23 protein-coding genes are annotated in these 20,575 nt (G+C 67.3%); 12 read left to right on the top strand and 11 right to left on the bottom strand.

Annotated features, from left to right (window positions below; translation table 11 throughout):
• Window positions 1-334, top strand: a 334-nt coding sequence (locus JHD80_RS14770; protein ID WP_199088637.1) for a hypothetical protein, incomplete at its 5' end; no start/stop codon positions are given.
• A 47-nt stretch (window positions 335-381) separates the two neighbouring features.
• Here JHD80_RS14770 and JHD80_RS14775 read toward each other — a convergent pair.
• Window positions 382-1,056, bottom strand: a complete 675-nt coding sequence (locus JHD80_RS14775; protein WP_199088639.1) for a polyamine aminopropyltransferase — start codon at window positions 1,054-1,056, stop codon at window positions 382-384.
• A 179-nt stretch (window positions 1,057-1,235) separates the two neighbouring features.
• On the opposite strand from JHD80_RS14775, the gene JHD80_RS14780 reads away from it, so the two are divergent.
• The 4 genes from JHD80_RS14780 to JHD80_RS14795 all read left to right on the top strand — a co-directional run bounded on the left by JHD80_RS14780 (window position 1,236) and on the right by JHD80_RS14795 (window position 4,911).
• Complete coding sequence (locus JHD80_RS14780; protein ID WP_199088641.1) at window positions 1,236-2,438, top strand: MFS transporter; 1,203 nt, start codon at window positions 1,236-1,238, stop codon at window positions 2,436-2,438.
• Between the two features lie 199 nt (window positions 2,439-2,637).
• Window positions 2,638-3,411, top strand: a complete 774-nt coding sequence (locus tag JHD80_RS14785; protein ID WP_199088643.1) for a transporter substrate-binding domain-containing protein — start codon at window positions 2,638-2,640, stop codon at window positions 3,409-3,411.
• A 76-nt stretch (window positions 3,412-3,487) separates the two neighbouring features.
• Window positions 3,488-4,198 carry an ABC transporter permease gene (locus tag JHD80_RS14790; protein ID WP_199088645.1) on the top strand — a complete coding sequence of 237 codons (711 nt, stop codon included), beginning with the start codon at window positions 3,488-3,490 and terminating at the stop codon, window positions 4,196-4,198.
• A complete protein-coding gene (locus JHD80_RS14795; RefSeq protein ID WP_199088647.1) occupies window positions 4,195-4,911 on the top strand; it encodes an ABC transporter permease in 717 nt (238 codons plus the stop codon). The genes JHD80_RS14790 and JHD80_RS14795 overlap by 4 nt, the downstream gene beginning before the upstream one ends.
• Window positions 4,912-4,918: 7 nt before the next feature.
• Here the strand turns inward: JHD80_RS14795 and map are convergent, their stop codons facing one another.
• Window positions 4,919-5,671, bottom strand: coding sequence for a type I methionyl aminopeptidase (gene map / locus JHD80_RS14800; protein ID WP_199088649.1), 753 nt, complete (start codon window positions 5,669-5,671; stop codon window positions 4,919-4,921).
• A 116-nt stretch (window positions 5,672-5,787) separates the two neighbouring features.
• Between map and JHD80_RS14805 the strand changes: the two genes are divergently transcribed.
• Window positions 5,788-6,672 carry an NAD(P)-dependent oxidoreductase gene (locus JHD80_RS14805; protein WP_349237273.1) on the top strand — a complete coding sequence of 295 codons (885 nt, stop codon included), beginning with the start codon at window positions 5,788-5,790 and terminating at the stop codon, window positions 6,670-6,672.
• A 192-nt stretch (window positions 6,673-6,864) separates the two neighbouring features.
• Here the strand turns inward: JHD80_RS14805 and JHD80_RS14810 are convergent, their stop codons facing one another.
• Both JHD80_RS14810 and JHD80_RS14815 read right to left on the bottom strand, forming a co-directional pair.
• Window positions 6,865-8,031: a Bcr/CflA family efflux MFS transporter gene (locus JHD80_RS14810; RefSeq protein WP_199088652.1), complete on the bottom strand. Its 1,167-nt coding sequence runs from the start codon at window positions 8,029-8,031 to the stop codon at window positions 6,865-6,867.
• An 8-nt stretch (window positions 8,032-8,039) separates the two neighbouring features.
• Window positions 8,040-8,942, bottom strand: coding sequence for a DMT family transporter (locus JHD80_RS14815; RefSeq protein WP_199088654.1), 903 nt, complete (start codon window positions 8,940-8,942; stop codon window positions 8,040-8,042).
• A 237-nt stretch (window positions 8,943-9,179) separates the two neighbouring features.
• Between JHD80_RS14815 and JHD80_RS14820 the strand changes: the two genes are divergently transcribed.
• The gene (locus tag JHD80_RS14820; RefSeq protein WP_199088656.1) at window positions 9,180-10,904 is read left to right on the top strand and encodes a methyl-accepting chemotaxis protein; all 1,725 of its coding nucleotides are present in this window, start codon (window positions 9,180-9,182) and stop codon (window positions 10,902-10,904) included.
• Between the two features lie 179 nt (window positions 10,905-11,083).
• Here JHD80_RS14820 and JHD80_RS14825 read toward each other — a convergent pair whose 3' ends face one another.
• From JHD80_RS14825 to moaA, 4 genes are all read right to left on the bottom strand, one after another.
• Window positions 11,084-11,848, bottom strand: a complete 765-nt coding sequence (locus tag JHD80_RS14825; RefSeq protein WP_199088658.1) for a hypothetical protein — start codon at window positions 11,846-11,848, stop codon at window positions 11,084-11,086.
• A gap of 10 nt (window positions 11,849-11,858) precedes the next feature.
• Entirely contained in the window at window positions 11,859-13,328 is a 1,470-nt protein-coding gene (locus tag JHD80_RS14830) for a hypothetical protein (RefSeq protein WP_199088660.1), read from the bottom strand.
• A complete protein-coding gene (locus tag JHD80_RS14835) occupies window positions 13,318-13,917 on the bottom strand; it encodes a hypothetical protein (protein WP_199088662.1) in 600 nt (199 codons plus the stop codon). The genes JHD80_RS14830 and JHD80_RS14835 overlap by 11 nt, the downstream gene beginning before the upstream one ends.
• A 76-nt stretch (window positions 13,918-13,993) precedes the next feature.
• Window positions 13,994-15,007 (bottom strand): GTP 3',8-cyclase MoaA, encoded by a 1,014-nt coding sequence (moaA, locus tag JHD80_RS14840; protein ID WP_199088715.1) that lies wholly within the window; start codon window positions 15,005-15,007, stop codon window positions 13,994-13,996.
• A 160-nt stretch (window positions 15,008-15,167) separates the two neighbouring features.
• Here moaA and JHD80_RS14845 point away from each other — a divergent pair, with 160 nt between their 5' ends.
• Window positions 15,168-15,530 (top strand): gamma-butyrobetaine hydroxylase family protein, encoded by a 363-nt coding sequence (locus tag JHD80_RS14845; RefSeq protein ID WP_199088664.1) that lies wholly within the window; start codon window positions 15,168-15,170, stop codon window positions 15,528-15,530.
• Between the two features lie 57 nt (window positions 15,531-15,587).
• Here JHD80_RS14845 and JHD80_RS14850 read toward each other — a convergent pair whose 3' ends face one another.
• A complete protein-coding gene (locus tag JHD80_RS14850) occupies window positions 15,588-16,166 on the bottom strand; it encodes a L,D-transpeptidase (protein ID WP_199088666.1) in 579 nt (192 codons plus the stop codon).
• A gap of 179 nt (window positions 16,167-16,345) precedes the next feature.
• The gene (locus tag JHD80_RS14855) at window positions 16,346-17,281 is read right to left on the bottom strand and encodes a lytic transglycosylase domain-containing protein (RefSeq protein WP_199088673.1); all 936 of its coding nucleotides are present in this window, start codon (window positions 17,279-17,281) and stop codon (window positions 16,346-16,348) included.
• Window positions 17,282-17,433: 152 nt separating this feature from the next.
• Between JHD80_RS14855 and JHD80_RS14860 the strand changes: the two genes are divergently transcribed.
• A complete protein-coding gene (locus tag JHD80_RS14860; RefSeq protein ID WP_199088675.1) occupies window positions 17,434-18,492 on the top strand; it encodes a hypothetical protein in 1,059 nt (352 codons plus the stop codon).
• Window positions 18,493-18,606: 114 nt separating this feature from the next.
• Entirely contained in the window at window positions 18,607-18,858 is a 252-nt protein-coding gene (locus JHD80_RS14865; RefSeq protein ID WP_199088678.1) for a hypothetical protein, read from the top strand.
• Window positions 18,859-18,913: 55 nt separating this feature from the next.
• Here JHD80_RS14865 and JHD80_RS14870 read toward each other — a convergent pair whose 3' ends face one another.
• A complete protein-coding gene (locus JHD80_RS14870) occupies window positions 18,914-19,324 on the bottom strand; it encodes a hypothetical protein (protein ID WP_210339901.1) in 411 nt (136 codons plus the stop codon).
• 151 nt (window positions 19,325-19,475) lie between these two features.
• On the opposite strand from JHD80_RS14870, the gene JHD80_RS14875 reads away from it, so the two are divergent.
• Both JHD80_RS14875 and JHD80_RS14880 read left to right on the top strand, forming a co-directional pair.
• Window positions 19,476-19,682: a hypothetical protein gene (locus tag JHD80_RS14875; protein ID WP_199088681.1), complete on the top strand. Its 207-nt coding sequence runs from the start codon at window positions 19,476-19,478 to the stop codon at window positions 19,680-19,682.
• A gap of 142 nt (window positions 19,683-19,824) precedes the next feature.
• The gene (locus tag JHD80_RS14880; RefSeq protein ID WP_199088683.1) at window positions 19,825-20,388 is read left to right on the top strand and encodes a hypothetical protein; all 564 of its coding nucleotides are present in this window, start codon (window positions 19,825-19,827) and stop codon (window positions 20,386-20,388) included.
• Window positions 20,389-20,575 lie beyond the last annotated feature (187 nt).

Raw genomic sequence — 20,575 nt, forward strand, 5'->3', positions numbered from 1 at the left:
CTTCGCCACCAATCTGAAGGAAGCGGACAAGACCGACGCCCGGGTGAAGGGCTTGCGGCAGATGCGGCTCGGCCTTCAGGAGATCGTCGTCGGCTCCGCGCTGGCGCTGCGCGGGACGGGGTTGCGCGATCCGAATCGCCTGCTGATCGCCCAGGCTTTCGCGGAGAATGCCGCGGGCATCGCCGCTTCGCTGACGCCGCCGGATCGCAATGCGCTGGTCAGCGCGCTCCAGGCGGTGAGCCCGTCGCTCAAGCCGGATGCGCAGAAGGCGGTTTCGGATTTCGCCGCGACGATGACCGCCACCCCCTGTGAGGGCTTCTGCACGGTCAACTGAGCCGCGCCGGATCGCCGCCGCCGATCGGGCGCGGCGATCCGGAGTCCTTACGGCTTCGTCGCCAGCCAGATCACATGCCGTGCTCCGCCGCCTGTGCGGCGGGCGCGGGCCGTGACCTCCTCGGTGGCGAAGCCGGCCTGGCGCAGGCGCCGGGTGAAGCCGTGGTCCGGCCCCGACGACCAGACCGCGAGAATGCCGCCGGGCCGCAGCGCGGCCTTGGCAGCGTGCAGCCCCGCTGCGTCGTAGAGCTGGTCGTTGCCGGCGACGGTCAGCCCTTCAGGGCCGTTGTCGACGTCGAGCAGGATGGCATCGAGTCGCCCCTTGCCGGCTGCAATGGCCTTCGCGACATCCGTGACGTTCACTTGCACGCGGGAATCGTCGAGGCTGCCGGCGAAGACGGCGGCCATCGGCCCTCTCGCCCAGGTGACCACGGCCGGAATCAGCTCGGCCACCTCAACGCGTGCATCCGGCGGCAGCTTGGCGAGCGCCGCCCGCAAGGTGAAGCCCATGCCGAGCCCGCCGACCAGGATGCTCGGCTGCCGGCATTGTCCGAGCCTGTCGCAGACCAGCGTCGCCAGCGCCTCCTCCGAGCCGCTGAGGCGACTGTTCATCAGCTCGGTGCTGCCGAGCATGATCGAGAATTCGCTGCCGCGCTGCTTCAGGCGAAGGTCGCCGCTGCCATCCGGCAAGGCCGCGGTATCGAGATGGATCCAGGGTATCACGTTGGTCTCGCCTGTCTGGGATGCCGCCTTATAGCGCATTCCCGCCGATCGCCCGGAAGCCAAAGCGATATGCGTTGATTGCATGAAATGTCGCCATGCGTGTCGTTGATCCCTCGACGGCGCATGGCTATTTCATGTTGCGGCGCAGCATTGCGCCTGTTGCTCCATGAAAGCCCCACATGACGCTCGCCGCGAATGATCGCAGCCTGGATGCTCCGGCGTCCGCCTCTCGGCCCGCATCTGCAGGGCTCGTGCTGTTCGCGCTCGCCATGGGCGGCTTCGCCATCGGCACCACTGAATTCGCGTCGATGAGCCTGCTGCCCTATTTCTCGGCCGGGCTCGGCGTCGACGAGCCGACGGCCGGGCATGTCATCAGCATCTACGCCCTCGGCGTGGTCGTCGGCGCACCGCTGATCGCTGTGATGGCGGCGCGGATTCCGCGGCGCACGCTGCTGATCGGGCTGATGGGCGTCTTCGCGCTCGGCAATGCCTTGAGCGCGCTGGCCCCGAACTATCACTGGATGCTGGCCTTCCGCTTCCTGAGCGGCCTGCCGCACGGCGCTTATTTCGGCGTCGCCGCCCTGGTCGCAGCCTCGCTCTCGGCGCCGAATCGCCGGGCGCAGTCGGTGGCGCGCGTCATGCTCGGCCTGACGGTGGCGACGATCCTCGGCGTGCCCGTGGCGAGCTGGACGGGACAGGTGCTCGGCTGGCGCTCTGGCTTCGCGATCGTCGCCGGCCTCGCCCTGCTGACCGCCCTCCTGATCGCGCTCTTTGCGCCGCGCGACACGGTACAGCCCGGCGCGAGCCCGCTGCGGGAACTCGGCGCGCTGAAGCGCAGGCAGGTCTGGCTGACGCTGGCGACGGGCGCGATCGGCTTCGGCGGCCTCTTCGCCGTCTATACCTATGTCGCGTCTACGCTGATGGCGGTGACCCAGGTTTCGCCCGCGCTCGTGCCGGTCGTGCTCGCAATCTTCGGCCTGGGCCTGACGGCCGGCACGCTCGTCGCCGGCTGGGCGGCCGACAGGGCGCTCGTCCCTGCGACCGCGGCACTCCTGCTCTGGAGCGCTTTCTGGCTGGCGGCCTTCCCCTTCGCGGCCGGCAATATCTGGGCGGTCTCGCTGGTCATCTTCATGATCGGCAGCGGCGGCGGGCTCGGCGCCATGCTGCAGACCCGGCTGATGGACGTCGCCGAGGACGCGCAGACGCTGGCCGCCGCGCTCAATCACAGCGCCTTCAATATCGCCAATGCGCTCGGCCCCTGGCTTGGTGGCATGGCGATCGCCGCCGGCTACGGCTGGACTTCGACTGGGTGGGTCGGCGCGGCGCTGGCGCTCGGCGGCCTCGCGATCTGGATCGTCGCGGTTCTCGACGCCCGGCGCTGAGCCGCCGCCGGCGGGCTTGGCGTCCGAAAGCCCGCTATCTTTTTGGCCATATCCCGGTCGGAGCCGCTCGTTTGGGCGTGCACGCCGCGAAAAGCTGCGCCGCTCCCTCTTGCGAGCGCGGCGAAACTGCGCCCAACTGTCGCGACAGAACCGGACCGGGACAACAGCAAGATCGGCCGGACTGAATCGCGGAGGTTCCATGAAGAGTTTCGTTCGTTTCATCGCGGCAGCGGCGTTGACGGTTGCCGGCGCGACAGGGGCGCTTGCCCAGGCCAAGGAGTGGAAGGAAATCCGGATCGGCACCGAAGGCGCCTATCCGCCCTACAACAACCTGAACGCCAAGAAGGAGCTCGAGGGCTTCGAGATCGACTACGGCAATCTGCTCTGCGAGAAGATGAAGGTGAAGTGCACCTGGGTCGTGCAGGACTGGGACGGCATCATCCCGGCGCTGCAGGCCAACAAATACGACGTCATCTTCGCCGGCATGAACGCGACCGACGAGCGCAAGAAGCAGGTCGACTTCACCTCGGTCTACAGCAAGACCCCGATCTGGGTGATCGGCCCGAAGAGCACGAAGTCCGACGACATCTCGCCGGCCGCGCTGAAGGGCAAGTCGATCGGCGCGCAGGGCTCGACGATCCACGCCAATTATGTCGAGAAGTTCTACAAGGACTCGACCGCGCGTCTCTACCCGACCCAGGAAGAGGCCAATCTCGACCTGCTCAACGGCCGCCTCGACTACATCGTCGCCGACGCGCTCGCGCTCGCCGACTTCCTCAAGGGGAAGGGCAAGGATTGCTGCAAGAAGATCGCCGAGGTGACCCGCGATAATGCCATCCACGGCCCCGGCGTCGCCGGCGCGGTCCGCAAGTCGGACGTCGCGCTGAGGGACATGATCAGCAAGGCTATCGCCGAGACCATGGCCGACGGCTCGCACAAGAAGCTTGAGGACAAGTGGTTCAAGTACGAGTGAGCTGACTTTAGCTGACGCTTACCCGCCGGCCGCCTGAAGGCCGGCGGGTTTCATGTCCTCGCGCGCCGGCCCTCCCATGTTCGACAAATTCGCTCTGCTTGGCTTCGGGGCCGGCGGCTGGGGCTTGGCCCTGCTGCAAGGTGCTGCCAACACCCTCTCGGTCGCCCTGGCGACCCTGCCGTTCGGCTTGGCGCTCGGCCTCGTCATCGCGCTGTGGAAGCGCTCCGACTCTGTGATCCTGCGGGCGCTGGCGACGATCTACACCACCGTCTTCCGCGGCGTGCCGGAGCTACTCACGCTCTACATCATCTATTTCGGCATCCAGGTGCTCCTGCAGAAGGTCTGGACCGGCTTCTCGATCCCGCCTTTCGTCGCAGGCATGGTCGCGCTGGGGCTCGTGCTCGCCGCCTTCTCCAGCGAGGTCTGGGTCGGCGCGCTGAATTCGATCCAGAAAGGCCAGCGCGAGGCCGCGTCGGCGCTCGGCCTGTCGAAGGCGCAGGCATTCCGGCTCGTCGTCTTCCCGCAACTGATCCGCGTGGCATTGCCCGGCCTCGGAAATAACTGGATGGTGCTGCTGAAGGAGACCTCGCTGATCTCCGTGATCACGCTGCAGGACATCATGTTCATTGCGACGCGGGCCAATGTCGTGACCAAGGAACCGTTCCTTTTCTTCGGCACGGCGATGCTGCTCTATTTCTTCTTCTCGCTGATCTCCGCCTGGGGCATCGACAAGCTGGAACAGCGCACCAATCGCGGCCAGGCCGCCTTCGGCGGAGCGACGCGATGAACTGGTGCGAATATCCCGGTTATCTCGTCGGCAGCGAGGTTCTGCAGAACTACGGCTGCCGCATGGCAAGCGGTCTCTGGGTCACCTTCGAGCTGGTGGCGATCTCGGTCGCCATCGGCTTCGTGCTGGCCCTCGGCCTCGCCGTCACAAGACTCTACGGCCCACGCTGGGCACGGATGGCTGTCAGCGGCTACACCACCTTCCTGCGCGGCACGCCGCTGCTCTGCCAGCTCTTCCTCGTCTATTACGGGCTCGGCCAGTTCCGCGAGTTCTGGCAGGATATCGGCCTGTGGTGGTTCTTCCGCGAGCCGTTCTATTGCGCGGCCTTCACTTTCACCATCAACACCGCCGCCTATCAGGCCGAGATCCTGCGCGGCGCCATCCAGTCGGTCCCGCGCGGCCAGTTCGAGGGCGCGCTCTCGCTCGGCCTGCATCGCTGGGCGACGCTGCGCCTCGTCGTGCTGCCGCAGGCGATGATCATGGCTCTGCGCCCGCTCGGCAACGAATTGATCGTGATGATCAAGTCGAGCGCCATCGTCTCGCTGGTGACGCTGTTCGACCTGATGGGCGCGACCCGGCTCGCCTTCGCCCGCTCCTTCGATCTCTCGATCTATCTCTATGCGGCCCTGATCTACCTTGTGCTGGTCGAGATCATCCGGCGCATCTGGGACAAGCTGGAGCTCCGGCTGAGCCGGCACATGGCCTTGCGTTGATCCCGTCTCAGCCGGGCAGGGTCAACACCACCGCGCCGCGCGGCGTCGCGACGACGGTGTGCTCGTACTGGACCGTCGGCGCGCAAGGATCGCTGTAGAGCGTCCAGCGATCCTCCTCGGTATTCTCCGCCCAGTCCGCGCCCAGCGAGAGGAACGGCTCGACGGTGAAGACGAGCCCGTTCGTCATCGTCCGGCGCTCGCTGCGATCGGGCCATGTCGCGATCTCCGTCGGTTCCTCGTGGAGCGAGCGGCCGACGCCGTGGCTCGCGAGATTGCGCACCAGCGTATAGCCGTTCTTCTCGGCGAAGCGCCCGACCGCCTGGCCGATGCCGGCGAGCGGCTTGCCGGCGCCGACCTGCCCGATGCCGGCCCAGAGCGCACGCCGGCCGTCGCGGCAGAGCCGCTCCAGCTTCGGCCTGACCGGGGGCACGGCGAAGGACGCGCCGGTATCGCCGAAGAAGCCGTTCTTCTCGGCGGAGACATCGATATTGACGAGATCGCCCGCGAGGATGCGCCGCGTGCCGGGAATGCCGTGGGCGATCTCCTCGTTGACGCTGATGCAGGTCGCGCCGGGGAATTCATAGGCGAGTTCCGGGGCAGGGCGCGCACCATGGCGTTCGAGATAGTCGCGGCCGATCGCGTCGAGCTCGGCCGTGGTCATGCCGGGCTCGATCGCCTTGCCCATGGCCGCGAGCGCGCGGGCCACGATGCCGCCGATCTCCTTCAGCGCCTGCAATTCGTCGTCGTTGGATATGGTCATGGGCCGGAGCTAAGCCGCTGCTCCTCCGGCCGCAAGGGAAAAGCCGCATGGGCGGATGGCGTGCAATCGCCTTTCCCGCCCGGCGCCTGCACGCTAAAGCGTGAACATCTTCGGAAATAAAGCGGGAGCTCGGCATGGCCAAAGTCGCATTCATCGGTCTCGGCGTGATGGGGTTCCCCATGGCCGGCCATCTCAAGGCCAAGGGTCATGAGGTCACCGTCTACAACCGCAACCCGACGAAAGCGCAGGAATGGGTTTCCCGTCATGCGGGCGTCTCGGCGCCGACCCCGGCCGATGCGGCCAAGGGCCAGGAGATCGTCTTCTGCTGCGTCGGCAACGATGACGACCTGCGCTCGGTGACGATCGGAGAGAACGGCGCCTTCGCCGGCATGGAGAAGGGCGCGGTCTTCGTCGACCACACCACGGCTTCCGCCAATGTCGCGCGCGAGCTCTACGAGGCGGCCAAGCAGGGCGGCTTCGGCTTCGTCGATGCGCCGGTCTCCGGCGGGCAGGCCGGCGCCGAGAACGGCGTGCTGACCGTGATGTGCGGCGGCGAGCCAGAGACCTATGCCCGCGTCGAGCCGGTGATCGCGAGCTTCGCGCGCATGTGCAAGCTGATGGGCCCGGCCGGCTCCGGCCAGCTCACCAAGATGGTCAACCAGATCTGCATCGCCGGCCTCGTCCAGGGCCTGTCCGAGGGCGTCCATTTCGCCAAGCGCGCCGGGCTCGATGTCGAGGCCATGCTCGAGGTCATCTCCAAGGGCGCCGCCGGCTCCTGGCAGATGGAGAACCGCGGCAAGACGATGAACCAGAACAAGTTCGATTTCGGCTTCGCCGTCGACTGGATGCGCAAGGATCTCGGCATCGTCCTCGACGAGGCCCGCCGCAACGGCGCGCAATTGCCGGTCACCGCGCTGGTCGACCAATTCTATGCCGAGGTCCAGAAGATGGGCGGCAAGCGCTGGGATACGTCGAGCCTGATCGCCCGCCTCGAAGGCTGAGGGCGCGGCGGACGAAACCGCCTTCGCTTCGGGCAGAGGCACCCCTGTCATTCCGGGGCGCGCCGCAGGCGCGATCCCGGAACCCACGACCGGGTGACACTCGATGCCGAGTTATGGGCGCTCGCCCAGTAGTGGGTTCCGGGTTCTTCGCTCCGCGAAGCCCCGGAATGACAAGCGAGTTGCTTATGTTGCCTACGGCCGCTTTTTCACGAAACAGACGGCGGCGAGACCTGCCGTCGTCAGAATCCAGACGAACAGGTTCATCGATTGCGGCCAGAGCGTCACCAGCCAGCTGATCAGCACGGTGAGCGCCGCACTGAAGCCGAGCTGGGTCGCGCCTAATAGCCCGGCCGCCGAGCCCGCCAGTTCCGGGCGGGCCGAGAGCGCCTCGGCCGTCGCGCCGGGAATCGTCATGCCGTTGCCGACCGCGTTCACGGCCAAAGGCAGGAACAGCGCGAGCGGCGACCACCAGGGCGAGAACGACACTGCGAGCGCAGCCGCAGTCCCGAAGAACGAGATCACCAGGCCGCGGCGCACCATCGTCTGCGTGCCGACGCGCACCGCCAGCCGCGACATCGCGAAGTTGCCGATCATGTAGCCCAGCGCATTCAGGATGAAATAGGCGCCATAGACATCCGAGCCGCGCCCCATCGTCTCGACGACGATATAGGGCGTCGCGGCGATGAAGACGAAGAAGGCGGAGGAGGCCGATGAGCTCGCCGCGACGTTCAGCATGAACTCGCGGTTGCGCACCAGTTCCGGAAAGACCCGGAAGACGCCGAGGAGCGAGCTTTGCCGGCCGAGATTGGGCGCGGTCTCGGGCAGGCGCGCGAGGGTGAAGATCAGCACGGCACCGCCGAACAGCGTCATGAACCAGAAGATCGCGCGCCAGCCGAAGGCGGTCTCGATCTGGCCGCCGAGCCAGGGCGCGAGCATCGGAGCGACGACCATGACCATGGTGACGGTGGCGATCTGGCTCGCGGCATGGTCGCGGTCCGCGGTGTCGCGGATGATCGCGCGCGACAAGGCGAAGACGGCGCCGCCGCCGGCGCCTTCCAGCACCCGCGCGATCAGCAGGACATGGGTCGTGGGAGCGAACGCCCCGAGCACCGAGCCCAGCGCGAACAGCGCGACGCCCGCATTGACGCAGGGGCGGCGCCCGAAGCGGTCCGAGAGCGGCCCGATGACGAGCTGCGTCAGCGCGACCGCGACGAGGAAGAGCGTCAGCGTGAGCTGGATCGTAGCGTAGTTCGAGGCGAAATGCCGGGCGAGCGCAGGCGTCGCCGGGGCAAGCAGGTTGAGCGCGATCGGCTGCAATGCCGAGATCGCGACGAGGATGGCGAGCGTGGGCTTGGCCACAGCCGGGTTCACACCGCGGTCTTTCGGGTGAGCTTCAGGTTGGAATCGGGCCGCACACGCTGGCGATGCATGGTGTAGAGCCCGCTGCCGACGATGAGCGCGACGCCGATCGCGGCGAAGAGGTCTGGCACGTCGCCCCAGACGACGTAGCCGAGCACGGTCGCGAAGACGATGATCGCGTAGCGGTATTGCGAGATGACGCCGACATCGGTGCGCCGGAAGGCGCTGATGATGAAGAAGGTGCCGATCGTGACCAGTACGGCTGCGACAGCGATATAGACGGTTTGAATCCGCCAGACCGGCAGCCAGGTCTCGGTGAAGCCATAGGCGACGGCGACGAGGCCGACGAGGACCGTCGTGGTCAGCGACACGACCGTCGAGGGAATCTCCGCGCCGATGGTCCGCGTCGTGAGGTCCCGGCCCGCGACGAGGATGGCGCTGATCACGGCGACGATTGCCGCCGCATTGAAGGATTCGGCGCCTGGCCGCACCACGAACAAGACGCCGATGAAACCCACGGTCAGCGCCGCCGCGCGCCGCCAGCCGACCTGCTCGATCCGCAGCACCGCCGCCAGCGCGACGATGAGCAGCGGAGAGGCCATGTTGATCGCGGTGAGGTTGGCGAGCGGCATCAGGCCGAGCGACCAGCCGAAGGTCAATGCGCTGAAGGCCTCGAGGATGCCGCGCTGCAGAACGCGGGGGCGCAAGGCCAGGCGCAGCCGGTCGCCTTCTCGCGCGGCGAAGACGAGTGCCAGACCGACGATCACGGCGAACGCTGCCCGGATTGTGATCGCCTGCCCGGCCGGATAGACCTCGCGGGAGAGCTTCATGAACACGTCGTTGACGACGAAAAGCGACATCGCCACGAGCATGAAGATGATGCCGCGGCGATTTTCGGCTGCGCTGGCCAAGGGCTGGTTCCTGTCCGGAAGGCTCCAGGCCTGCAGCCTGTCCGTACGGTGTCTAAAAAATAGCCATACAGGGGCGCAACCCGCGGGTCCAATGCGTCTCCGGCAGGGGCGTCGTGCGGCGGCGTGGAAGCTTTTGTTAACGGCGCGCGACCATAACCGGACACGAGCTTGACCTATGGTGAGACTGGGTAAGGGATGCAGGGCAGGATTCGACGCTGGCTGGGTGCCCGAGACGCGGTGGAGGGCATCCCCGCAGCGCCGGTGCCGGTACTGGAAGCCGTGTCTCTGCCGGCCGCGATCCCGCCCTATGATCCCTCCGCCCATGACGCGGTGGACGATATCGAGCGTGATATCCTGCTCGCGATGCAGCGGCTGACCAAGGAACTGGGCGAGGTCGAGCAGCGCTCGGCCGAGTCCGAGAGCGGTTCGCGCAGCATCCTCGAGAATGCCGGCAGCATGCGCATGGCCGTCGGCGCCGCCAGCGAGAACGCCTCCGCGCTCGCCGCCGCGACCCATCAGGTCTCGCAGGCGGCGGAGGAGGTCGATGGCGCCATGGTCAGCGTCCGCGACAAGCTCGACGCCGCGGTGCTGCGCGCCGGCGAGGCGGCGCTGATGCTGGACGGTCTGGCCGTCGCCACGGGAGAGATCCGGGGCATCGTCGATTCGATCGCCGAGATCGCGCGCCAGACCAATCTTCTCGCCCTCAACGCGGCGATCGAGGCCGCCCGCGCCGGCGAGGCCGGGCGCGGCTTCGGCGTGGTCGCGCATGAGGTGAAATCCCTGTCCGTCGAGGTCAGCGAGGCCGTCGGCCATATCCGCGAGCGCGTCGACCGCCTGACTCGCGCCGCCCAAGGCTCCACCGGCATCGTCAACGACACCTTGCAGATCGTCCGCGACGTTAACCCGATCATGGCGACGATCGGGCGCGCTTCGCAGGAACAGGCGAGCTCGACCGCCGAGCTTTCCCGGAATGCGCGGGAAACGGCCCTCTTCGTCGAGGGTGTGGCGCGCCGCGCCGAAGAGATCGACCGCATCGCGCATGAGACGGTCGTGGAGAACGAGCGCGCCCGCCGGGCCACGCAGAAGGGCAGCCGCCTGGTCGGCAACATGCTCAGGCGCTTCAAGCCGGTGCTGCGCCATTCGGCCTTCGCGGACCGGCGGCGCTTCGATCGCTTTCCGACGGCCCGCAAGGCGCATCTCGTCGTCGGCGGCGTCGATATTCCCGGCCGCCTCGTCGATCTCGGTCGTGGCGGCGCCCTGCTCGCCGGCCCGTCGCAATCCCGACTGCCGATCGGCGGCGTCGGCATGGTCACGATCGAGGGCCTGCCGCCGTTGCCCTGCCGCATGACCGGCATCAGCGAGCACGGCCTGCATATCGCCTTCGCGGGGGATGCTGCCGCCGGCTGCGGCGCGCTGGCGGTCATGATCGAGGAGATCGAGCGCTCCTATCGCCCGTTGATCGAACGGGCCCAGGATTTCGCACGCGAGATCGCGGTCGCGATGGAAGGGGCCATCGATAGCCGCCTCGTCTCAGAGGACGATCTCTTCGACCTCCGTTATGTCCCGGTTTCGGACAGCGAACCCCGGCAGTATCTCAGCCCGAGCCTGTCCGCGCTCGAAACCGTCCTGCCGCCTCTGCTCGCCGCTACGCTCGGCTCCGATCCGCGGCTGGTCTTCGCCTTGCCGAGCGATCGCAACGGCTATCTGCCGGTCCATCATGTCGGCTGGTCGCAGCCGCAACGCCCCGGCGATGTCGCGTGGAATACCGCTCATGCCCGCAACCGGCGCATCATCGACAGCCGTGCAGGCTTGAGCGCCGGGCGCTCGATCCGCCCGTTCCTGATCCAGCTCAGCCGCCACGACAACGAGGATGGCCGCAGCGAATTGCTGAGCGAGATCAACGCACCGCTGCGCGTCCGCGGCCGCCATTGGGGCGGCGTGCGGATGGGTTATCGGCTTTGACGGGCTAGCCCGGCGAGACGGGGCAATCCGGACCCGCCTGTCATCCCGCGCGCTGCGGCATGCAATGCCGCTGCGCAGACGCGGGATCGTCCTCAGGAAGAGGCGCCTACTCGTCGCGCGGTCCCGTGTCTGCGGCGCACCGCTGCGCGTTGCACCGCGCACGGGATGACAGTGCGCTTTTACAACCGGTCCCAATTCACGTTGATGGCGAGCTTCTGGAAAGCGCCCTTCCAGAGCGCCGCAGCCTGCTCGAGCCTCGCCGCGTCGTAGACGCCCTGGACCTGATGCACGCTCAGCTCCCAGCTCGATGCGCCGGAATCCTGCCAGACCTTGCCGAGCAGCCGCCGCAAACGCTCCGGATCGCGCGCGCCGGCTCCGTTGCCGAAGACGGTGTACTGGTTCGAGTTCTGGAGCATGTCGGAGACGAGCAGCAGCTTGCGGTCTCCGGTCGGGACGCGGTTCTCGCGGCGCGAGACGACATCGCCGATGGCCTCGACGATCGGCGACTGATTGCCCTTGGCCGGCTGGGTCAGAACGGTCAGCGCCTCGTCGAGCGGCCGGCCGAATTTCTCGACCCATTTGACGTATTCGCGCCGCGGGTTGCCGATCAATTCGCTCGCCGTCTTGCCGGGGTTGCAGAGCGAGACGAGCGAAGGAAAGCCGGGCTCGAACACGTCGTTGAAGACATAGATCGACAGCAGCCGGTCGGCCGGCAAATCGTCGCCGACCTGTTTGACCAGCGTCTTCAGGCGCTTCGCCTGCACATCGCTCCACGGGTCGGTCTTGTCGACGAGGATGAGGGTGTGCCCGACGGGCCCGGTCTTCGGGCACAGCGTCTCCTGGTCGCGCGGTGGGCCGCGCAGCAGGGTAGGCGCCGCGAAGAAGCCGACTAGGCCAAGCCCGGCGAGCACGGAGGCGACGGTCGCCCAGTTCTCGGTCTTCATGTTCCGCTCTTTAGCGCTTCATTGCGGCGAAATCCTCCGCCGCCTGCTTCTGGGCCGCCTCGTCCTGCTCGAAGGCCTCGCGCCCAGCCTGCGCCGCCCTGAGTTTCACCTGCTCGATCTCCCCGGCAAGGTCGATGCCGCGCAGCAGCACCAGCCGATCCCGGAGCTTGGCCTCGATCAGCGCCGGCATGCTGGTGAGCTGCTGCTCGAAATCGTCGATCTGACGCCGGGCGGCGACATATTCCGGCAGCTCCGCCGGCTGGTCGATCTCGGCGAGGTTGAGCGACTGCGCGAAATAGGCTGGCGGCAGATCGGTCCGGACCCTGAGATTGGCCTCGCGATACTGCATCATCGCCGCATCCTTGGCGGCGCGCAGTTGTCCCAGCCGCGAGAGATAGAGATCGCGCGCCTTCTCGGCGGCAGCCTTCACGCCCTGCAGCTTGCCGAGTTCGTCGCGGCAATCCTCGCGGAAGCCGTCGACCTGGGTGCGGATCGCCTCCAGCTCCGGCAGCAATTCGGCATCGAGCCGGCGCCGTTCCTCCTCGACCGCGCTCCAGCGCTGCCGCCAGCGCTTATAGGCGGTGGCATGCCCAGGATAGGTGCCGAAGGCGGTATAGCCCTTCGTCGCCGAGACGAAGGCGACGAGGCAGCCGATGATGACCAGCGCGACCGACTTGATATCGTAGATCGCGAACGGGTTCTCCATCATGCGCGGCATGACCTGGAAGGAGCGCGCGTCGGGATTGGCGATCAGCATCTCGCGGTAATGCCCCACGGCGAGATTGAATAGCACGATCAGCCCGATCATCCCGGCATAGGCCGGCAAGGCCCAGAACAGGTGCGAGCTCTTCACATGCTGGCAATAGCGCGCCGGCCCGACCCCCATGAAGAAGCCGAGCGCAATGTTGAGCGCCGAGATGATCACGGCCGTCGCCGCGCCGCCGACCAGGCCGAAATCGCTCGCCTCGGCGAAGAAATTGCCGTTGAGCAGGCTTTCGATCACCAGAGGCACGACCAGGAAGAACAGGATGAACTGCCACTTGTCGAGCTTGGGATCGGCCCGGCGCTTGTTCTCGTAATTGAAGAAAGCGTATTCGCGCTTGGCCCGCAGCGCATCGTAGACGCGCTGCTCCAGCTCCCCGCCATGCTTGTTCAGCATCGCGCGCATCGTCGCCTCGACGCCCCGGACGCGGCCTTCGAAGCGCTGCTGCGTGAACAATTCGCGCCGGCTCGTGACCTCTGCCTGGATCGCATTGAGACTTGCCGCCGCCTCCTGCCGCAGCGTGGCGAAATGCTCGCGCGCCCGAGCGATCAGCGTCTGCTCGGTCTGCGAGAGCATCGTCGCATGGGCCGGTGGCTGGTTCTCGACGGCGTCGCTTGCACCGTGATGCCCGGCCTTGACCGACTCGGCGAGATGATGGGCGGTGGGAGCAGGCGTCATCCGCACGACCCGCGAGGCTGCACTGTCGTCATTCGCCATGGGCGGCTCGCATCAGGACATGGCGGGCTTCGACGATATCCACCCAGAAGTCGCGGAAACCCGGATAAGCCGGGCGCAGATAGGCGCGCTTGAACCAGATCGTCAGCGCGACGAGCCCGCAGAGGCCAAGTGTCGGCAGGATCGCGCCCGCAAGAGCCGGCACTCCCTCGACGGCCAGATGCGAGGCCATCGATGCCAGTCCCAGCGCGCTCGCGATGGCCAGCAAGGCCAGAACGCAGTGCCGCCCGGTGTCGTAGGCGAGCTGCAGGGCCGCGGTCATGATGATGATGGCGAAGGCCGCGCAGAGTTCGAGCACGGCCAGCCCCGCGACGACAGCCGCAACGCCGGCCATGATCCCGGTCGGAGAAGCCGGCGAGAGCATGGTGAAGACGCTGCGCCCAGAGGACCAGGCCAGGAACAGGCAGAACAGCAGCGTCGCGCAAAGCAGCATGGCGATCAGGGGCAGCGCACGCCTCAGATTCGCGGCCATGATGGCGAGCCGCGCCGCATGGGTCTGCCTGACGGCGCCATCGATTGCGCTCGCGGCGGCCTTGATCCGGCCGGCCATCGCCTTGAACTGTGACCGCATGCAACTCCACCCGTCACGGGGACGGTGACCGCATTCCGCCGAAGGGTCAAGCGAGGGCCGGGCGCTCCGGCCGCCCTCAGCCGCCGGTGACGCTCATGTGCCGGCCGACGGCGGGGCCTGAATGGCGTCGGTCGATGATGAAATCGTGGCCCTTCGGCTTGCGCGCGATCGCCTCGTCCATGGCGCGGAAGAGCAGGGCGTCGTCCTGCGAGGCCCGGACCGGCGCACGCAGGTCGGCGGCGTCCTCCTGACCGAGGCACATGTAGAGCGTGCCGGTGCAGGTCAGGCGCACGCGGTTGCAGCTCTCGCAGAAATTATGGGTCAGCGGCGTGATGAAGCCGACGAGCCCGCCGGTCTCCTTGACGCGCACATAGCGCGCCGGCCCGCCGGTGCGGTAGGGATCGTCGACCAGCGTGTACTTGTCCATCAGCCGCCCGCGCACCACCGAGAGCGGCAGATACTGATCGACGCGGCCGGCCTCGATCTCGCCCATCGGCATGACCTCGATCAGGGTCAGGTCCATGCCGAGCCCGTGCGACCACAGCATCAGCTGCTCGATCTCGTCGTCGTTGACGCCCTTCAGCGCCACCGCGTTGATCTTGACCCGCATGCCGGCCTTGCGCGCCGCCTCGACGCCGTCGAGCACGACCTTGAGATCGCCCCGGCGGGTGATCTCGCGGAACTTGTCGGGGTCGAGCGTGTCGATCGAGACATTGATGCGGCGCACGCCGTACCCGGCCAGCTCGGCGGCATAGCGATGCAGCAGCGAACCGTTGGTTGTCAGCGTCAACTCGTCCAGCGCGCCGGAGGTGAGATGGCGCGAGAGCGAGCGGAACAGGCTCATGATGTCGCGACGTACCAAAGGCTCGCCGCCGGTCAGGCGCAATTTCCGGGTGCCGCGCGCCACGAAGGCGCTGGCGATCCGGTCCAGTTCCTCGAGCGTCAGCAATTCCTTGCGCGGCAGGAATTTCATGTCCTCGGACATGCAATAGACGCAGCGGAAATCGCAGCGATCCGTCACCGAGATGCGCAGATAGGAAATCTTGCGGCCGAACGGGTCGACCAAGGGCGACCGCGTCAGCGGCTTCATGTCGTCGAGCAGCACGTCTGCCTCACGTTCCCGCATTGTGGAGCGGCCGGTCCGCACAGGATGCGGGCGCGCCTTCACATTGCTATAGCATGACATTGGCACTGCGCCCGTGAAGGTCAAGGACCTCTCGAAGGCAGTCTGCGAAGGACGAATACCGCCCATGTCATCCTGGCCGACCGAACTGCGCCTCTCCAAGGACCGCCGGACGCTGCACGTCACCTTCGACGATGGTGCAAGCTTCGCGCTGCCGGCCGAGCTTCTGCGCGTCGAAAGCCCTTCCGCCGAGGTTCAGGGCCACCATCCCAGCCAGAAGACGATCGTGCCCGGCAAGGCCGAGGTCGAGATCCTCCGGGTCGAGCCGGTCGGCCACTACGCGGTCAGGCTCGGCTTCGACGACATGCACGAGACCGGCATCTATGCCTGGGACTATCTGCGCGAGCTTGGCGAACAGGGCGAGGAAAAGATGCGCGCCTATCTCGCGGCGCTGGCCGAGAAGGGCCTGTCGCGCGAACGGCGGCGGTAGCCCAACAAAAAAAGACCGGCGTTTCCGCCGGCCTCTTCATCGAAATCTATAGGTCGCTCAGCGCGCGACGACGACGCGGGTGCCGACCTTGGCGCGGTCGTAGAGGTCGATCACGTCTTCGTTGAGCATGCGGATGCAGCCCGAGGAGACCGCCTGGCCGATCGTCTCCGGCTCGTTCGAGCCGTGGATGCGGTAGAGGGTCGAGCCGAGATACATGGCGCGCGCGCCGAGCGGGTTGTCCGGGCCGCCGGCCATGTGGCGGGGCAGGTCGGGGCGACGCTTCAGCATCTGCGCCGGCGGGGTCCAGCCCGGCCACTCGGCCTTGCGGGTGATGCTCTGGCTGCCGGCCCAGTCGAAGCCGGGGCGGCCGACGCCGACGCCGTAGCGCATCGCCTTGCCGTCGGGCATCACGTAATAGAGGCGGCGCTCGGTCGAGTTGATCACGATCGTGCCCGGCTTTTGCTTCGTCGGATAGTCGACGATCTCGCGCGGAATGGCGGTGGCCTGCGCCTTGGCAGGGTCCACATATTGGACCAGCGGCTGGCGGGTCAGCGGGTCGATTTCGGCTCGGGCGGCGGAGCCCAGAGCGAGCAGGCCTAGGCCAGCGAGCAAGGCCAGACGTGTGGAGCGGATCATCGGAAGAACCTCGGGCGGATCGGGACGGCTGGGTCGCGAAAATGACGCAGAAAAGTCAACGTCTCCTCAACGTCCTGTCAGCTTCCCCAGGGTCGTGCAATGCAGCCGCAATCACATCGCCGGGAGCGATCGAGCTTTGCCGTGCCGCGTTGCGCGCATGCAACATCGCCGCTTGGCCGTCAGCTCCGCAGCACGACGCAGGCGCCGCGATCGGCCTGGATCCGCCGGCACAAGGCGATGGCCTCGGCGCGCGTCGCGGCGGGCAGCCGCACCCGGTAGAACGCGCGCGTGCCGCGGCTGCGCAGGCGCGTCCCGATCACCATCGGGGGCAGGGCGCCGATGATCGCGCGATGGCGGGCGCCCGCTCGCTGGAATGTGGCGAGCGCTCGCGCCTTCGAGAAATTGCCGGCGAGCTGCACGCCCCAGGGTGCGAAGGGCGCTTCCGCGATCGCAGGCAGGGCAGGGCGGGACTGCCGGATGGCGACGAGCGTCGGCGCGCAACTCGCCTGCGCATCCTTGTCGCGGGTGGCCGGCGGCATCGGTGGCGAGCGCCCGTCGCCATTGGCTCGGTCGATCGCCTCGTCCGCCCAGTCCTCCGCGGTCCGCCCGGTGATGGCGAAGACGTAGTTCTCGGTTTCGCTCGGCAGGAAGCGCGCCTGACCGGCCTTGCGCGCGGCGAGCCAGCCGGCGACGCGATTGGGTCCGCCATTATAAGCGGCGGCCGCGAGGCCCCAATTGCCGAAGCGGTCATTCAGTTCCGCCAGGAAATGCGCCGCCTTTGGCACGGCCTGCTCGGGATCGAAGGGGTCGATGAGCCCGCGCTCGCGCGCCGTGCCGGGCATGAACTGGGCGACGCCCTGCGCGCCGGCCGGACTGGTGACGCCGGGGCGGAAACTCGATTCCTGGAAGATCAAGCGGGTCAGGAAGGCGGCGGGCACCGATTGCGCCCTGGCTGAGTCGTCGATCAGGCGGCAGAGCGCATCCTGGATGCCCGATGACGCCGGCAGCGGCTCCTCGGCCGCTCGTGTCGGCGAGGTCAGCAGCACAAAGGCCAGCAGCAGCGCTGTAAGCCCTTGCAGCAGATGAATGAGAGCATGGGCACGGCCTGATATCATCGGCTCTCTCTGCCATGTTCGGCCGCTTGCGACCATGCGGCGCGCCTTTCGCATTGTGACGAGGCGCCGGCCTGTGTCATGAGGACGCCGCGCGCTGCCGGCTCGTCGGGAGGCCGCGCTTGGTTCTGTGAAGTCTCGGAGAGAACGCCGGAATGGCGAAGGCTTGGATCCAGTGGTCGCGATGGTTCCTCGGTGCGGCGGCCGTTGGCGCCGGCCTGCTCTTCGCCTTCGTCGCGGTGCTCGATCCCTTCGGCATGCGCGTCCATGCCGGACAGGCGCCGCAGCCGATCATGGATATCAATCAGCGCTTCATGTATCCGCAACTCGTCCGTTCCGGGGGCTTCGACGCGGCAGTGATCGGTACCTCGACGATGCGGCTGCTCGATCCGGACGTTCTGTCGCGCGGTCTCGACGCCCGCTTCGTCAATCTTGCGATGAATGCGGCGACGCCCTGGGAGCAGACGCAGATGGCGCAGCTCTTCCGGGAGCATGTCCGCGCGCCGAAACGGCTGATCTGGGGCATCGACACGACCTGGTGCGACGCCGACGCGACGGACGAGGCCAAGCGCCTGACTCCGCGGCCGGTGCCGGCCTGGCTCTCCCGCGAGGTCGGCTGGAGCGACTGGCCGAAGCTGCTCAACCTGACCAATCTGGAGATCGCCGGCCGGCTCATGGCCTATCGGCTCGGCTGGTCGCGCGAGCGCATCCGCGGCGACGGCTACGAGGTCTTCACGCCTCCCGAGGCGACTTATGATCTCACCCGCGCACGCGGCCATATCTATGGCGGCCATGGCGGCGCGGTCGCGGATCTGGCGCCGCTGTCGCCGCCGGCAGCCATTGCCCCGGGCGAAAGCGCGGCCTGGCGCTTCCCGGCGCTATCATGGCTCGAGGAGAGCATCGCCGCTTTCCCGAAGACGACGCAGGTGATGCTGGTGCTGCCGCCCGCGCATCTCGCAGCCTATCCGCGCGAGGGCTCGGCCGGCTGGCAGCGTTATGCCCGCTGCAAGGCGGAGATCGCGGCGCTGGGCCGCCGCCAGGGCGCGACTATCGTCGACTATGCCCATGCCTCGCCGATCACGTCGCAGGACGCCAATTACTGGGATCCGCTGCATTTCCGCTTGGCGATCGCGGCCCGCTTCGGCGAGGAACTCGTCCGGATCGGCAAGGGCGGTGCGCCGCAGGCCGACGGCGCGGCGGTGGTGATCCGCTGACCGAGACGGCCGATGGGCCGCAACTCCCCTGTGTAAATCTCGGATAGCCCAAGCGCCCGGATTGCGCGCCTGCCGCTCCGCCGGTCCAATGAGGGCACGCGGGGAGGCAGCCGAATGGATATGCCGCAGCTCACGAATGCCGCTGTCGCAGCCGGCATTCCCACCGATCCAGCGATCATGGAGCCTGCTCGCCAGGATGCGGGCAGGGCAGGCTTGCCGCGAGCTGAGCATCCAGGGGCGCGGATGCCGGAAAGCCACCGGCCCGGATGGCGGCTGTTCCTCGCGGCTCAGGTGCCGATGGCGCTTCAGGTGGCCGCTTGGATCGGGGCGATCGGGATCGTGCTGGCCATCAAGAAATTCGGCTAGGCCGTCTGCTTCCAGCCGTCGCCAAGGCCTCCCCGCGAAGCCCTCGGCGACCCGCTCAGTGAGCGAGCGGCGACCGCCGGCAGAACTGGATGACGTTGGACGGCTTGGCGGTGCCTTGCGTTTTCGACAGCTCCGTCAGCACGTTTTCGATGCCTTTTCGCAGCCTGTCGTCCTCCGCCGTCGTGCCGGAGAGACAGAAAAACGCGCTCAACAGATGGATGCTGCACTCGTCGAAATTCGAGGCCGTGCGCCCCTGCTTGCCTTTCGAAGACATGATGACCCCACGCGATACAATTTGTTTCAATTCGGGTCGGCATCGGCATAGGAGCTGTTCGCGCAGCAATTTCGCGGCCAGCCGGTATCTGTGCTGCGCGAGGGGGCCGCGGCGCGCGGCACGGGTCGCAGTTCCGGCGGCGCGGCTTTGAACCGATGGTTGCGCCGCAGCGACCACCTGTTGGACGCACAATCCAGGTTTTGGCCTTGCCCGCCGGTTCGCGCCGGCGGGCCTTTTGCGTTCGGAGGAAGCGGCCGGTATGGGGGTATGACCGGGTGGTGCATGCCGTGTTCTGCCGCGCTGCCTTCGACGAGATGCCTCCAGAACAGGACCGCAGCCGATCATGCCGAAGCTCTGCAAGTTCACCTCGCCTGCCGACGGCAAGCCGCTTTACGTCAATCCCGAGCAGGTGGCGGTGGTCTACCAGTTCAAGGGCGAACCCCCGGACACGATCATCGCTTTTCGCAAGGATTTCCTCCTCGGCGTGAAGGAAAGCGTCGACGAGGTCGTAACGGCCCTGGAGCGGGCATCCTCGGACAAGGCCGGCTGACGCAGAGACAGGCCGCCGCCGGACTTTGCGAGCTGTTCGAAGACGGCGCGATGGTGATGAGCTGTGGCTGGCGCGGCTCTTGACCGGCTCTCGGATTGGGCCTCAAACCTTAGGGAAGGCGACCGGCGGAGTCGGAGGCACCATGAGAAACGTAATCGCGGTTCTGGTCTGCACGCTAGCATTGGGCGCCGTTCCCGCCGGAGCAGCACAGGTCACGAGGCAAGGTACGACGGTCACCGTGCGCGGCCTGATCGGGTCCGGGGATGATCTCGCCTTCGAGCAGGCTGCTCCGCAAGGCAGCTACCGGACGGTGGTCCTGTCGAGCCCCGGCGCCGGGGAGGGCGGGCTTCCCGCCGCGATCGCGATGGCCCGCAGCATCAGGGCCGCCGGCGCATCGACGGTAGTGAACGCTTCCGGCAGCCTGTGCGGCAGCGCCTGTACCTTGCTCTTCGCCGCAGGTGCGCAGCGCTATTATGTCGGTGGCGAGCGGATCGCGGAGGGCGTCCGCGCCAAGGGGCAATCCGGCCTTGGCTTCCATCAGGCGCGCTCGCCGCGTGGAACCGCCCAGATGGCGTCCGTCTATTCGGAGATGGGCGCATCGGCCGGCGCGGACCTGTCGAGCCGCTCGCCTTTCGAGACGCTCTACTACATATCCGGCGCCACCGCGCTGTCGACCGGGATCGCGACGAGCCTGAAGCGCCCCTGAGCAGATCCGCGGCCGGTTTTTCCGCGGGGTCGAGATCGGAGGGCAGTCTCCGCGAAAGTGGTCCTTCAGGGCCACTTTTTTCGTAAGGGAAGAAAAGTGCAGCAAGCTGGGAACAGCTTCCCCCAGATTACCCCCAAGCAGACCATGCGCGTTCGTGCGCTGTTCTGCGCGCTGGTGCGCGAATTTT

This window comes from Allobosea sp. ASV33 (genome assembly GCF_016428755.1).
GTDB lineage: Bacteria > Pseudomonadota > Alphaproteobacteria > Rhizobiales > Beijerinckiaceae > Allobosea.